General features: G+C 68.6%; 16 protein-coding genes. 8 read left to right on the top strand and 8 right to left on the bottom strand.

Translation table 11 applies throughout. From position 1 onward, the window contains the following. The first annotated feature begins 53 nt into the window (after positions 1-53). Complete coding sequence (locus tag D3H54_RS21655; RefSeq protein WP_149381042.1) at positions 54-527, top strand: GtrA family protein; 474 nt, start codon at positions 54-56, stop codon at positions 525-527. On the opposite strand, the gene D3H54_RS21650 is transcribed toward D3H54_RS21655, so the two are convergent. Then, a complete protein-coding gene (locus tag D3H54_RS21650) occupies positions 487-1,086 on the bottom strand; it encodes a TetR/AcrR family transcriptional regulator (RefSeq protein WP_149381040.1) in 600 nt (199 codons plus the stop codon). The two genes, D3H54_RS21655 and D3H54_RS21650, sit on opposite strands and share 41 nt — an antisense overlap. 99 nt (positions 1,087-1,185) lie before the next feature. Here D3H54_RS21650 and D3H54_RS21645 point away from each other — a divergent pair, with 99 nt between their 5' ends. Together D3H54_RS21645 and D3H54_RS21640 are read left to right on the top strand one after the other, a co-directional pair. Next, positions 1,186-2,019 carry a lysophospholipid acyltransferase family protein gene (locus tag D3H54_RS21645; RefSeq protein WP_149383669.1) on the top strand — a complete coding sequence of 278 codons (834 nt, stop codon included), beginning with the start codon at positions 1,186-1,188 and terminating at the stop codon, positions 2,017-2,019. 22 nt (positions 2,020-2,041) lie between these two features. Further along, a complete protein-coding gene (locus tag D3H54_RS21640; protein ID WP_149381038.1) occupies positions 2,042-2,431 on the top strand; it encodes a hypothetical protein in 390 nt (129 codons plus the stop codon). On the opposite strand, the gene D3H54_RS21635 is transcribed toward D3H54_RS21640, so the two are convergent. From D3H54_RS21635 to D3H54_RS21625, 3 genes are read right to left on the bottom strand one after another with little or no spacing between them, the layout of a single operon-like run. Next, entirely contained in the window at positions 2,428-2,907 is a 480-nt protein-coding gene (locus tag D3H54_RS21635; protein ID WP_149381037.1) for a GNAT family N-acetyltransferase, read from the bottom strand. The genes D3H54_RS21640 and D3H54_RS21635 overlap by 4 nt on opposite strands. Beyond that, positions 2,904-3,998 (bottom strand): isochorismate synthase, encoded by a 1,095-nt coding sequence (locus tag D3H54_RS21630; protein ID WP_432246376.1) that lies wholly within the window; start codon positions 3,996-3,998, stop codon positions 2,904-2,906. The genes D3H54_RS21635 and D3H54_RS21630 overlap by 4 nt, the downstream gene beginning before the upstream one ends. After that, entirely contained in the window at positions 3,998-4,609 is a 612-nt protein-coding gene (locus D3H54_RS21625) for an acid phosphatase (protein WP_149381033.1), read from the bottom strand. The genes D3H54_RS21630 and D3H54_RS21625 overlap by 1 nt, the downstream gene beginning before the upstream one ends. 70 nt (positions 4,610-4,679) lie before the next feature. On the opposite strand from D3H54_RS21625, the gene D3H54_RS21620 reads away from it, so the two are divergent. After that, complete coding sequence (locus D3H54_RS21620) at positions 4,680-5,480, top strand: ParA family protein (protein ID WP_168214937.1); 801 nt, start codon at positions 4,680-4,682, stop codon at positions 5,478-5,480. Here D3H54_RS21620 and D3H54_RS21615 read toward each other — a convergent pair. Continuing rightward, complete coding sequence (locus D3H54_RS21615; RefSeq protein ID WP_149381029.1) at positions 5,477-6,706, bottom strand: Rv3212 family protein; 1,230 nt, start codon at positions 6,704-6,706, stop codon at positions 5,477-5,479. The genes D3H54_RS21620 and D3H54_RS21615 overlap by 4 nt on opposite strands. 20 nt (positions 6,707-6,726) lie before the next feature. Then, a complete protein-coding gene (locus D3H54_RS21610; RefSeq protein WP_149381027.1) occupies positions 6,727-8,241 on the bottom strand; it encodes a DEAD/DEAH box helicase in 1,515 nt (504 codons plus the stop codon). Positions 8,242-8,491: 250 nt separating this feature from the next. Between D3H54_RS21610 and D3H54_RS21605 the strand changes: the two genes are divergently transcribed. After that, positions 8,492-9,175, top strand: a complete 684-nt coding sequence (locus tag D3H54_RS21605) for a ferritin-like fold-containing protein (RefSeq protein WP_149381025.1) — start codon at positions 8,492-8,494, stop codon at positions 9,173-9,175. Here the strand turns inward: D3H54_RS21605 and D3H54_RS21600 are convergent. Beyond that, a complete protein-coding gene (locus D3H54_RS21600; RefSeq protein WP_149381023.1) occupies positions 9,172-9,738 on the bottom strand; it encodes an MmpS family transport accessory protein in 567 nt (188 codons plus the stop codon). The genes D3H54_RS21605 and D3H54_RS21600 overlap by 4 nt on opposite strands. Positions 9,739-9,924: 186 nt before the next feature. Between D3H54_RS21600 and D3H54_RS21595 the strand changes: the two genes are divergently transcribed. Further along, a complete protein-coding gene (locus D3H54_RS21595; protein WP_036340122.1) occupies positions 9,925-10,176 on the top strand; it encodes a DUF3107 domain-containing protein in 252 nt (83 codons plus the stop codon). A 3-nt stretch (positions 10,177-10,179) separates the two neighbouring features. Here the strand turns inward: D3H54_RS21595 and fasR are convergent, their stop codons facing one another. Next, a complete protein-coding gene (fasR, locus tag D3H54_RS21590; protein WP_115316653.1) occupies positions 10,180-10,857 on the bottom strand; it encodes an HTH-type transcriptional activator FasR in 678 nt (225 codons plus the stop codon). A gap of 161 nt (positions 10,858-11,018) precedes the next feature. Between fasR and D3H54_RS21585 the strand changes: the two genes are divergently transcribed. Together D3H54_RS21585 and moeZ are read left to right on the top strand one after the other, a co-directional pair. Further along, positions 11,019-12,056 (top strand): DUF3152 domain-containing protein, encoded by a 1,038-nt coding sequence (locus tag D3H54_RS21585; RefSeq protein WP_149381021.1) that lies wholly within the window; start codon positions 11,019-11,021, stop codon positions 12,054-12,056. Positions 12,057-12,192: 136 nt separating this feature from the next. Next, positions 12,193-13,359, top strand: coding sequence for an adenylyltransferase/sulfurtransferase MoeZ (moeZ, locus tag D3H54_RS21580; RefSeq protein ID WP_432246611.1), 1,167 nt, complete (start codon positions 12,193-12,195; stop codon positions 13,357-13,359). Positions 13,360-13,378: the final 19 nt, after the last annotated feature.

Raw genomic sequence — 13,378 nt, 5'->3', positions numbered from 1 at the left:
AGTGTTTGTCTGCTCATCACGAAGCGGACAGCTGCCGGTGGCATGCTCGCGACGTGGTCGTGGGGTCGGAGCCGGGTTCGGTCAATGCCGTCGGCTGGTTCCACCGGGCCTGTGAGGCGGCGGTCACGCGCCTGCCGTTCGGGCTGAATTCGGTTGTGCCGCCGACCTTTCTGGGCTTCGTGGTAATCAACTCCGGCACCTTCGCGCTCGACCTGCTGGTGCTGACGCTGCTACACGGTGTGCTGCACGTGACGTTCGGGGCCGCGGTGACGGTGGCCTACGTGTGCGCCTTCGCGACCAGTTACGTCCTCAACCGGGTGGTGAATTTCCAGTCGCACGGCGCGGTGGGGCCGCAGGTCGGTCTCTACGTCGTCGTGGTGGCGATCAACTATCTGGCGTTCATCCTCGGTGTCTCCACCGCGTTGCGGGCCCTTGGTGTCGAGTACCACGCGGCCCGGATGGCGGCGGGAGCCTGCGAGGGCATCTTCATGTACTGCGCAATGCGGTGGGTGGTGTTCCGGCGCTAGGCGCGATGACGCGGGCTGCCGCCTCGACCGCTGCGGCGCGTCGACGAGCCAGTACCGCCGCCGAGGTGGTGGCGGCCGCGGGGTCGGGCCAGTGCGCCCATGCCAACGCGATCCCGAAGAGGACGACGATCAGGTCACCCGGGTCCCACGACGGGTCGACATGACCCGTGGCCTGAGCCTCCGCGATGGCGGCGAGGGCCAGCTGGGGCAGGGGTAACCCGTCAGCGCTGGGTGGCTCCAGGGTCAGCCCCTCGAGATGGGCCCATGACACCATCCGGTGGTGCTCGGGCTGGCGCACGCTGAGGTCGAACATCCCGCCGACGAATTCCGGCACGTTGTCGGGCAGCATCCGGACCGTCTGGAAGAACTCCGCGACGTTGGCGGCGAGCACCTCGCGGAAGAGCGCCTCCTTGTCGCCGAAGTGGGCGTAGAGGCGTTCCTTGCTGGCGCTGGCGGCCGTGGCGATGCGGTCGATCCGGGCGCCGGCGAATCCGTACCGGGCGAACTCGGTGCGGGCGGCGCCCAGGATCTGGTCGCGCAGCTCAGAGGTACTCCTCATAAATCAGGAGTATAAAGAACGAACTAGTTCGTTTGTAGTTGGGTGTGAAAGTGAGGAGCCACAGTGGAGAGCCGAGCAGCGGTCGACGTCGCGGCCGTGATGAACCACCCGCCGCGGGTTCGCGTCCTCAAGCGGGTGCTCGGTGCCGTCGCCGACGGCATCGATCCGGTGGTCGACCTGGTGCGCCCCTACATCGACGGGTTGCACAACCTGCCCGCTGACGGCCGGTTTCTGTTGGTGGGCAACCACACTCAGGGCGGTGCCGAGGCCCTCCTGATCCCGTACGCGGTGCGCCGGGAGATCGGGGTCCGGGTGCGGCCGCTGGCCGACCGTCAGTTCGGGCAGATGCGTGGTCTGCCTGGCGACCTGCTGGCGGCATTCGGCGGCGTGGTCGGAGCGCCGGAAACCGCGCGTGAACTCATGCATCACGACCAGACCATCCTGGTCTTTCCCGGGGGCGGCCGTGAGATTCCGAAGTTCAAGGGTGAGGAATACAAACTGCGCTGGCAGGGGCGGTCGGGATTTGCGCGGATCGCGGTGGAAAACGGCTATCCCATCGTCCCGGTGGGACTCGTCGGCGGAGACGACGTGTACCGCAGTCTGACGACGCGGGACAGCGCGTGGGGCCGGTTCAGTCAGGCCATGAGCGGCCGCTTCGGCGGCCGACCGGATATGGCGATGCCGCTGATGCGCGGGATCGGACCGACCCTCATTCCGCGCCCGGAGCGGATGTACCTGCGATTCGGCAAGCCCATCGACACCACGACACCGCTGGGCATCGACGCAGCGGGCTGGGCCGACGAGGTGAAGCGCCGTACGAAGACCGCGCTGGAGCAGATCCTCGACGACCTGCTCAGCCTGCGGGAGACGGACCCCTATCGGAGCCTCAACCCGCTGGGCTGGACTCGCGCCGCGCGCCCGGAAACCGTCTGAGGTGACCGGCTACCTTACGGAGGTGACCGAATCCGTTGTCCCGCCCGTGGTCCGCTACGCCGGCCTCGCGGCGGCTGCCGAAGGTGTCGTGGCGATCGTCGTGGCCGTGGTGTTGGTGGTGCGCGCAGTGGCCGGCGCTGACCAGCACATCGTCAACGGCTACGGCACGGCAGGCTGGTTCGCGGTGATGGGCGCCGCGGTCGCGGCTGCCGGGTGGGGGCTGATCACCGGGCGTCGCTGGGGCCGGGGCATCGCGGTGTTCGCCAACCTGCTGCTGCTGCCGGTGGCCTGGTACATCGTCGCCGCCCACCAGCCGATCTACGCGATCGCGATGGGTGGGGTCGCCATCGCGGTGCTGGGGTTGCTGTTCAGTCCGCCTGCGCTGCGCTGGGCCTCCCGGGCGGAGAACTAGACCTCAGCCGCCAGCGCGTCGAGCTCAGGACCGCTGACCCGGTAGTTGAGCCATTCCGACATCTGCTTACCGCCCACGGCGTCGTAGAGCGCGATCGCGTTGACGTTCCAGTCCAGCACTTCCCACGCCAGGCGGGTGTAGCCGTTGTCGACGCACACCTTGGCCAGCGTCGCCAGCAGCGTGCGGGCCAGCCCGCGGCGGCGAAACTTGTCGCGCACGAACAGGTCTTCCAGAAAGACGCCGGCCACGCCGTCCCAGGTGGAGAAGGTCCGGTACCACAGGGCCACCGCGGCGGCCTCGCCGTCGATCTCGACCACATGGCAGGACGCAGGCGGATTGTCGCCGAAAAGTGCTGCCGTGATCTGACTTTCGGTCACCGTGCAGTGATCGAGGGCGTGCTCGAACTCGGCGAGTTCGCGGATCATCGCGACAATCTCGGGCTCGTCGCCGGGACGGGCCATTCGGATCACGGTCATTGCTGCACCCCCAGGGCCGACAGTATGGTTCTGAATTTCGTTGTGGTCTCTGCGACTTCGTCATCCGCGTCGGATTCGGCGACGATACCGCCGCCGGCCTGGGCGAGCGCCCCCAACTGGTCGGCGGACAGTTGCGCGCCGCGGATCGCGACCACCCAGCGGCCGTCGCCGCGAGCATCGCACCAGCCGACTGCGCCGGCATAGAAGCCGCGGTCGCCCTCGAGCTGTGCGATGAGATCGACCGCGGCCGCGGTGGGCACCCCGCCCACGGCCGGGGTCGGATGTAGTGCCAGCGCCAAATCGATTGCGGTGGTGGAGGTGTCACGCAGCCGGCCGCGGATCGGGGTGGACAGATGCCACAGTGCGGCGGTGCGGCTCAGTTGCGGTTGCAGCGCGATGTCCAGTTCGGTGCACAGCGGTTCGAGCGCGGCGCGCATGGTGTCCACGACCAGCTGATGTTCGTGGCGGTTCTTACCCGACTCGGCCAGCGCGGCGCCGCTGGCGGCGTCGGCCTGTGGATCGGCCGAACGCGGCGCCGACCCGGCGAACGGCTGACAGGTCACCACATCACCCGACCGCGCGACCAGCAGTTCGGGGCTCGCACCCACCAACACGGTGCCGGTGTGGTCACCTCCCGCGACGGACAGGTCGGCCAGGTAGGCGGTGGCTTCGGGGTCGGCGGCCACCAGCTGCTGCAGGATCGCGCGTGCGTCGAGCGGCCCGTCGGCGACCAGACGCAGTGCCCGCGCCAAAACGACCTTCTGCAAAGTACTTTCGGGCGCGGTCAGGCGATCCAGGGCGGCGCGGATGCGGGCGCGATGCTCCTCCGGTGCGGGCACCATCGCGTCGATCCGCACCGCGGGCAGCGGCGCCGTCGACCAGGACGGAAGGGTGTCGCCGAACGTCACCGTCGTCGGAACCAGCAGCGCAGCCCTGCTCCGGATGTCGAACGGCAGCGCGCCCACCACCACGTCCGCCGAGCCGTCGGCCAGCGCCGCCGCCGCTGCCGCGACGTCGTCGTATCCCGTCTGGATCCCCTCGGCGACGACTGTTCCGGCGGGGCCGCTCAGCACAAAGGACGGAAGAGCCATCACGTCCCGGTGACCGGCTCGCGGTGGCTGGTCAAGCCCAGCGCCGAGAGCTGTCGCAGGCCGTACTCGAAGCCGCACACCGCAACCGAGGCCGCACCGAACCCGTAGCGTGCACCCTCACGCAGTGGCTGCTCCACCCAGCGCGTCACCACCGAGCGGGAGAAGTGCCCGTGCCCGACGAACACCACGTCGCGGTGGACCATGCGCTCCAGCGCATAGGACACCGCCTGGTCGGCGCGCATGCTGACCTGGTCGACGCTCTCGCCGCCGGGGCAGCCGTAGGTCCACAGCAGCCAGCCGGGGGTGTCGGTGCGGATCTGGTGGGTGGTCAGACCCTCGTAGTCGCCGTAGTTCCACTCCGACAGCAGCGGCGACACGTCGTCCACGGTGAGCCCGGCCAGCTCGGCGGTGGCCAGGGCGCGCTTGCGCGGGCTGCTGACCACCAGCGGGTTGTCCAGTCCGAGGTGCTCGATCGTGTGTGCGGCCAGTTTGGCCTGCTCGCGCCCGTGCTCGGTGAGGTCGAGGTCGGTGGTGCTGGTGTGCTGGCCGCTCTTGGACCATTCGGTCTCGCCGTGCCGAAGCAGGACCAACCGATGCGTACCGACACTCACGATCATTGATTCTGCCCGATGACCAGGCGCGCCGTGGCAGCCGGGACGTAACTCCGGCGAACCTGCAAGGATGGTCGGTGTGACCCGAGTATTGGCGGTGGCCAACCAGAAGGGTGGGGTGGCCAAGACAACCACGGTCGCGTCTCTAGGGGCGGCTTTCACCGATGCGGGCAAGCGTGTCTTGCTCGTCGACCTGGACCCACAGGGGTGCCTGACGTTTTCGCTGGGCACCGATCCGGACAAGTTGCCGGTGTCGGTGCACGAGGTGCTGCTCGGCGACGTCGAGCCCAATGCGGCGCTGGTGGAGACGGCCGAAGGCATGACCCTGCTGCCGGCCAACATCGACCTCGCCGGCGCGGAAGCGATGCTGCTGATGCGCGCCGGACGTGAGTACGCCCTCAAGCGCGCGTTGGACAAGCTCGACCAGTTCGACGTGGTGATCATCGACTGTCCACCGTCGCTGGGTGTGCTCACCCTCAACGGGCTGACCGCGGCCGACGAGGTGATCGTGCCGCTGCAGTGCGAGACGCTGGCGCATCGCGGGGTCGGGCAGTTCCTCCGCACGGTCGACGACGTGCAGCAGATCACCAACCCGAACCTGAAGCTGTTGGGCGCATTGCCCACGCTGTACGACTCGCGCACCACCCACAGCCGCGACGTGCTGCTCGACGTCGCCGACCGCTACAACCTGCCGGTGCTGGCCCCGCCGATCCCGCGCACGGTCCGCTTTGCCGAGGCCAGCGCATCCGGCTCGTCGGTACTGGCAGGCCGAAAGAGCAAGGGCGGCATGGCGTATCGCGATCTGGCGGCCGCGCTGCTGAAGCATTGGAAGTCCGGCAAGGTGCTGCCGACCTACACGCCCGAGGTCTAGGGTTTCGTCCCGAACACGGCCAGTGCGGCACCGCGCTGCTCGATCACCGTCGAGCCGGTGACGGCGGGCACCACCGGTCCATTGCCGGCCGGGTGGGTGACGGCGATGATCCGCTCGCTGGTGCCGCTGGTCGGGTCGTACACCCCGATGCCGTTGGTCAGCGGAATGAGCAGCCGGCCCGCCATCATCGCGCCGGGGCCCAGCGGGGCCACCGCAGCCGATGCCTCGATGGTGTAGCGGTAGGACAGCCGCGCGTCGAACACTTCCACGCTGTCGCCGGTCCACCAGGTGTACAAGTCGCCGGCGTGGGTGACGGCCTGGGCCGGATTGGCAAGCACCGGAGCCTTTTTCAACAACGTGCTGGCGATCTTGGTGCCGGTGTCGTCGTACACGGCGATCTGTGGTTGCGGGGACGGCAGATAGACCGCGGTGGTGGTGCCCGACACCGTCAGCACGCGGGCCTCGGAATCGGCACCGACGCCGGGCAGCGGCACGTTCTTGGTGTCGGGCTCGTCTTCTTCCTTCGCCGGCTTGAGCAGCGTCAGGCGCAGGTCTTTCTGGTCGCGGCAGGCTTCCATCACCGACACGGCCTCGTCACTGGCCGCCGCCGACATCAGCGTGCAGCCGGCACCGATGCCCTGGTTGACCGGTTTGACCCGGGCATCGATCTCGCCGTAGGACAGCATGCGCACCAGATCTGAGCGCCACAGCTCCAGCCGGGTCGGCCCGGCCGACAGCACGGCGCTGCCGTTGGAGCTGAGCACCACCTGCTTGTCGGCGTACGCGGTGCGGGTCGGTCCGCGGCGGCCGGTACCGCCGCTGATGCTGCTGACCTGTCCGCAGCCGCGTGCATCCGGATACACCGCGACGGCGAGGTCGTAGACGTAGGACACCCCGCACAGGTTCGTGTCACGGGCGAACGTCCACCGGGTCTGGCCGTTCTGCGGGTCATGACCCTCGACGGTCCGCCCGTCGCCGGTCACCACGGTGCCGGCCACGACGATCGGGCTCAGCGTGCGAGGGCTGGTCGCGGTCCACAACTGCTGCAGTGTGTCGGGCACCACTCGCGCCGGGATCGGGTTGGGCGCGGGCGAAGTGGCGGGCCGGCTGATCGTGGCCCGCGCGGAGCTGTTCCACCAGAACAGTGCGGCGATGACGGCCACGACAAGCGCGATCGTCGCCGCGGCGACGAGATCGCCCTTGGTGCGGCGCTCGGGTCTGACCATCTAGGCGACGATAGCGGTCGTCAGCCTGCGGTTGCGGGGGCCTCGGCGGCGTTGCGCGGACGACGCCGGCGACGGCGCTTGCGGGCCGGGCTGTCGTCGCCACCCTCGGCCGGCTTGTCGCCGTCTGCGGGGGCGTCGGACTGGGTGGCCGTGTGTCCGGTGGCTCCGTCGCCGCCGCGCGTGCGCCGGCGAGAACGGTTGCGGCTGGGGCGCTCCCGGTTGGAGTCGGCGGAGCTGATCCGGGTGCCGTCCTGCGACTTGGCGCTTTGGGACTTGGCGCCCTGCGACTTGCGCGCAGCGCCGACCGTGCCGCCGGCGTCGGTGGGGATGTTCAGCTCCTCGTAGAAGTGCGGGGAGTTCGAGTAGGTCTCGGCGGGATCGGCGCAGTCCAGCTTGAGGGCCTTGTCGATCATCGACCAGCGTTCCAGCTCATCCCAGTCCACCAGGGTGATGGCGATGCCGGTCTTGCCGGCCCGGCCGGTGCGCCCGATGCGGTGCACGTAGGCCTGCTCGTCCTCGGGGATCTGGTAGTTGATCACGTGCGTGATGTCGTCGATATCAATGCCGCGCGCTGCGACATCGGTAGCCACCAGCACGTCGATGTCGCCGTTGCGGAACGACTTGAGCGCCTTCTCGCGGGCGATCTGGCCCAGGTCGCCGTGCACGGCGCCGACCTTGAACCCGCGCTCGGCCAGCTCGTCGGACACCTTTTGCGCGGTCCGCTTGGTCCGGGTGAAGATCATCGTCGCGCCGCGGCCCTCCGCCTGCAGGATGCGGCTGACCATCTCGACCTTGTCCAGTGCGTGGGCGCGGTAGACGAACTGCTCGGTGGTGTCGTGGGTCGCGGCCCCCTGCACACCCTCGGCGCGGATGTGGGTGGGCTGCTTCATGAAGGTGCGGGCCAGCGTGATGATCGGGTCCGGCATGGTCGCCGAGAACAGCATGGCCTGCCGCTCGGTCGGGATCTGCTTGAGGATCCGCTCGATGTCGGGCAGGAAGCCCAGGTCCAGCATTTCGTCGGCCTCGTCGAGGACCAGCACCGACAGGCCGCCGAGCTGCAGGTGGCCCTGCTGGGCCAGGTCGAGCAGCCGGCCCGGGGTGCCGACGACGACGTCGACGCCCTTTTGGAGCGCCTCGATCTGCGGTTCGTACGGGCGGCCGCCGTAGATGGCGGTGACGGTCAGCTTGCGGGATTCATCGGCCTTGAGGTACTTCGATGCGGCGACGAGGTCGCCGTGGACCTGCAGACACAGCTCTCGGGTCGGCACCACGACCAGCGCGCGCGGAGTTCCGGTCAGCGGCCGGCTGGTGTCGGTGGTGATGCGGTGCAGCAGCGGCACACCGAAGGCGAGGGTCTTGCCCATGCCGGTGCGGGCCTGGCCGATCAGGTCGTCGCCTGCCAGCGCCATCGGCAGGGTCTGCTCCTGGATGGCGAAGGCGAATTCCTTGCCCTCTTCGGACAGTGCCCGGACGATCTCGTCACGCACTCCGAGCTGGGCGAATGAAATCTGGGGATGAATTGTCAGTGGGGTCATGTGGTGGCGTTGTGCCTTCCGTAGTCGGTCCTCGAATGCGTTGTCACGCGCGCACGAGTTCTGACTTCGGAATGGAGTCGGTGCCATCGTGTGGATGTTCCGATTCGCCGGGCCCTGCGCTGAGGGAGCGGGCCCACTGCATGCACGCACATTTCCTTGACCACGCCTCACGGCGTTCGTCAGCCCTCATCATAGCTGGTCGCGCTCTCCGGGACGGATCGACGCTGTGGCCAGGACTACAGTGACGGCCATGACGGCCCCCCAGCCCGCCTCGGAATCACCGGCGCGGATCACCGCCGACCACCCCGGCGTCAACGAGTTGTTCGCGCTGCTGGCTTACGGCGAGGTCGCCGCCTTCTATCGGCTCACCGAGGAGGCCCGGATGGCTCCGGACCTGCGCGGCCGAATCAACATGGCGAGCATGGCCGCCGCCGAGATGGCCCATTACGAGATGCTGCGCGAGGCGCTGGAGGCCCGCGGTGTCGACGTCGTCCCGGCGATGACGCGGTATGCCTCGGCGCTGGAGAACTACCACCGGCTGACGACGCCGAGCACTTGGCTCGAGGCGCTGGTCAAGACATATGTCGGTGACGCGATGGCGGCGGACTTCTACCTCGAGATCGCCGACGTGCTGCCCGACGAGGTGGCCGCGGTGGTGCGCGGGGTGCTCTCCGAGACCGGGCACTCGCAGTTCGTCGTCGCCGAGGTTCGCAAGGCCGTGACCAGCAGTGGACGCCAGCGCAGCCGTCTGGCGTTGTGGTCGCGCCGACTGCTCGGGGAGGCGATCACCCAGGCCCAGTACGTGCTGGCCGAGCGTGACGAATTGGTCGACCTGGTGCTGGCCGGCCCGGGTGGCCTCGGGCAGGTCGCCGATTTCTTCGACCGGCTGCAGCGCACGCACGCCGACCGGATGGGCGAGCTCGGCCTCACCTAGCGGTTACAGGTCGCCGAGATGGTGTTGTCGGTCGCGGCGGCCACGGTGGCCCCGCGCGCATCGGTGATCCAGCAGTTCAGCTGACTTCCGTTGCTGCTGGCGGTCACGTAGTTGACGGGCACGGTCGGGACGACGGTCAGCCGCCAGGGCAGTGAGACGTTCTCCACGGTCCGCAGGGCGCCCACCTCGTCGGCATAGGTGATCGTCACCGGATCGTCGGGCCGCTGATTGCCCGCCACGGTGTAGACGATCTCGGCGGGATCGACCATCGCCTGGGCCATCGGGGCGGCGGCCGGGCTGGGCGGCGTGACCCGGACCGGCGTCTCCACCGGCAGGCCGGGGAGGGTGACGGTGACCGGGGCCGGCGCCGGGGTCGACGTCCGGGGACCGGGGATTGCCACCACCGTGCGGGTCGGCGTGGTGCTCGAATCCGCGATCGTGCTGGCGGCGTCCCCGGTCCGCACCACGAACGTCGTCGCGGTGGCGGCGACCAGGACGCCGCCGACGGTCAGCGCCACGCGGGGCCACTGGACCAGCCGCTGCCGGCGCTTGTTGTCGCTCACAGGAAAAGGTTATGGACGCCCAGGCGGCGGCACGGCGCGGCGCGCCTGTCCGTTGCCATGCTGTTATCGCAGCTTGACGCCCTATTCGCTAACCGCGAACGGCTGGCCGCGACCGCGGACATCGGCGTCCACTAGCCTTCCTGGGGTAGATGCGCACACGACGCAGATGAGAGAGAAGGGGCCAGCGTGGAGGTCAAGATCGGTGTCACGGACAGTCCGCGTGAGCTCGTGTTCGCCAGCTCCCAGACGCCCGCTGAGGTCGAAGAGCTGGTGACCTCGGCGTTCGCCAAGGACGGCCCGGATGTGCTGAGCCTGAGCGACGACAAGGGCCGCCGCTTCCTGGTGCAGACCGCCAAGATCAGCTATGTCGAAATCGGTGTCGCTGACGTGCGGCGAGTCGGGTTCGGGATCGGTGCCGGCGGTGCTGCCGGCGCGTAGCCGCTAGGAGCGCGTCAGCGGGACGTGTGACAGTCCGCCCCAGGCGAACTGCACCGTCCCGTCGACCGCGGTCTCCTTGGAGACCGGGCGGTCGGCATCCAGCCAGTACCGGGCGCAGTCGACGCTGATCGCCACCAGGCCCACCGCGATCATCCGGGCGCGATGCGGATCCAGTCCGGAGTCGCGGCTGATCAAATCGAACACCGCGTCGGTGCAGGCTTCGGTGGCCACCTTGACCTGCGAGGCGACCTGCGGCTCGGTGACGTAGTCGTTCTCGAAGATCAGCCGGTAGCCCTGGCCGTCGTGCTCGATGAAATCGAAGAAGGCCTGTACTGCGGCGCGCAGTCGCTGGCGGTTGTCGGTGGTGGTCCGCAGGGCCTGCCGAACCCCGGACACCAGGTTCTCGACATGCCGGTTCAGGACGGCCAAATAGAGCTCGAGCTTGCTCGAAAAGTGTTGGTACAGAACGGGTTTGCTGACACCGGCCCGGTCGGCGATCTCGTCCATTCCGGCGGCGTGGTAGCCGCGGTCGACGAAGACCTCGCTGGCCGCGATCAGTAGCTGGCCACGCCGCTCATCGCGCGGCAGACGGCTCCCGCGCCGCGGGGCGCTGGCGGCGGGACGGTCGCCACTGGCTGTTCGAGCGGACTTCCGCTCGGCCGTGTCGGCGAGTTCGCTCATCGAGTCCTCAATCTGGTTCTGTGGCCGGTGGCCATGCCCCCGCGCTACCAGCCCGTCGGGTCGACATTACTACCCGGGCGGGGTTACTCGCCCGTAGCTGCGTCCGGCGGGCACGGGCGCGCCGGAACTCCCGTGTTCGGCTGTTGTGCCATCCTGGGGCGGTGACCTACGACCCGGGGCACCGCGGCGGCGGTCGTGTGCCGGTGCTGCGCGACGAGTGGCGCGAGCCGCTGCGCGCGTTGCGCGACCCGTTGGCGGGGGAGTCGGGCCGGGCCAGATCCAATCGGGATCAGCACCGCCAATGGCGTAAACAGAGCTGGCTGGGGCGGTTCATCTCCACCTACGGCTGGCGCGCGTACGCCCTGCCGGTTCTGGTGGTGGTCACCGGAGTGGTGCTCTACCAAACGATCACCGGCACCGCCGCGCCCGCGGCTCAGCACACCGCCCAGGGCCCGGTGCAAGGCCCGCCGACGATCGGGTCGAGCGGCACGGCGATCATCGGGGCGCCGCCCCGCGGGCTCACCGAGTTCGACGCCAACCTGCCTACCGGGATCCTGCCCGAGGGCGGGGCGTTCACCGAGGCCGGCGCCAAGACGTGGCACATCGTGCCGGGCGCGACGCCGAAGGTCGGGGACGGAACCGCCAAGACGTTCACCTACACCGTGGAAGTCGAAGACGGTGTCGACACCGCGTCGTTCGGCGGTGACGAAGGATTCGCCCGCATGGTCACCGAGACCCTGGGCAACCCCAAGAGCTGGATTCACAATCCGCAGTTCGCCTTTCAGCGCGTCGACACCCCGGACGTCAAGCCCGACTTCCGGGTGTCGCTGACGTCGCCGATGACGGTGCGCGAAGGCTGCGGGTACGAGATCCCGCTGGAGTCGTCCTGCTACAACCCGGCCTACGGGCCCGACGCGCAACCCCGGGTCTTCATCAACGAGTCGCGATGGGTGCGCGGTGCGGTGCCGTTCCAGGGTGACATCGGCTCCTACCGGCAATACCTGATCAACCATGAGGTCGGCCACGCCATCGGCTACCAACACCACGAGCCCTGCGCCGACAGCGGTGGGCTGGCGCCGGTGATGATGCAGCAGACCTTCTCGACCGCCGACGACGATGCGTCCCGCTTCGATCCGGAGTACGTCAAGGCCGACGGCAAGACCTGCCGGTTCAACCCCTGGCCGTATCCGATCGCCTGACGACCGCCTGACCGGAGCACAGTCGGGAAGCCTCCACCGCTGTTTGCCGTTGCTCTGGCCAGCTGTTGAGATGGATGGTGAACGTCGGTCGGGCGTGCGCCAAACCGAGCCGATCCTAGGAGTGCCGGTGCCCTCGTTGCCGCCGCTGGTCGAGCCAGCCGCCGAGCTCACTCGCGACGAGGTCGCGCGGTACAGCCGACACCTGATCATCCCCGATCTCGGTGTCGACGGGCAGAAGCGCTTGAAGAACGCCAAGGTGCTGGTGATCGGCGCGGGCGGACTCGGCTCGCCGACGCTGCTCTACCTGGCGGCCGCCGGTGTCGGCACGATCGGCATCGTCGAGTTCGACGTCGTCGACGAGTCCAACCTGCAGCGCCAGATCATCCACGGCCAGTCCGATATCGGCCGTTCCAAGGCCGACAGCGCGCGCGACTCCATCCTCGAGATCAATCCGCTGGTGACCGTCCGCCTGCACGAGCAGCGGCTGGAACCCGACAACGCGGTGCAGCTGTTCGAGCAGTACGACCTGATCCTCGACGGCACCGACAACTTCGCCACCCGCTATCTGGTGAACGACGCCGCGGTGCTCGCGCACAAGCCGTACGTGTGGGGTTCGATCTACCGCTTCGAGGGCCAGGTCTCGGTGTTCTGGGAGGACGCGCCCGACGGACTGGGCCTGAACTACCGCGACCTCTATCCCGAGCCGCCGCCACCGGGGATGGTGCCGTCCTGCGCCGAGGGTGGTGTCCTGGGGATCCTGTGCGCGTCGATCGCGTCGATCATGGGCACCGAGGCCATCAAGCTCATCACCGGCATCGGGGAGACCCTCCTGGGCCGGCTCATGATGTACGACGCGCTGGCCATGACGTACCGCACGATCGCCATCCGCAAGGATCCGGAGACCCCGAAGATCACCGAGCTGATCGACTACGAGTCGTTCTGCGGCGTGGTGTCCGACGCCGCGGCCGACGCGGCGCAGGATTCCACCGTCACCCCGCTCGAACTGCGTGAGCTGCTCGATTCCGGGAAGAACCTGGCGTTGATCGATGTCCGCGAGCCGGTCGAGTGGGAGATCAATCACATCACCGGCGCCGAGCTCATCCCGAAGTCGGCGATCGAGTCCGGCGAGGGCTTGTCGAGGTTGCCACACGACCGCATCCCGGTGCTGTACTGCAAGACCGGGGTTCGCTCAGCAGAGCTGCTGGCGGTGGTGAAGAAGGCCGGTTTCGCCGATGCGATGCACCTGCAGGGCGGCATCGTGGCCTGGGCGAAGCAAATCGATCCCGACATGGTGCTCTACTGACGGCTACTTTGCGTCGCGA

The organism is Mycobacterium sp. ELW1 (assembly GCF_008329905.1).
Lineage (GTDB): Bacteria > Actinomycetota > Actinomycetes > Mycobacteriales > Mycobacteriaceae > Mycobacterium.
This window is presented reverse-complemented; position numbering and strand designations above follow the sequence as displayed.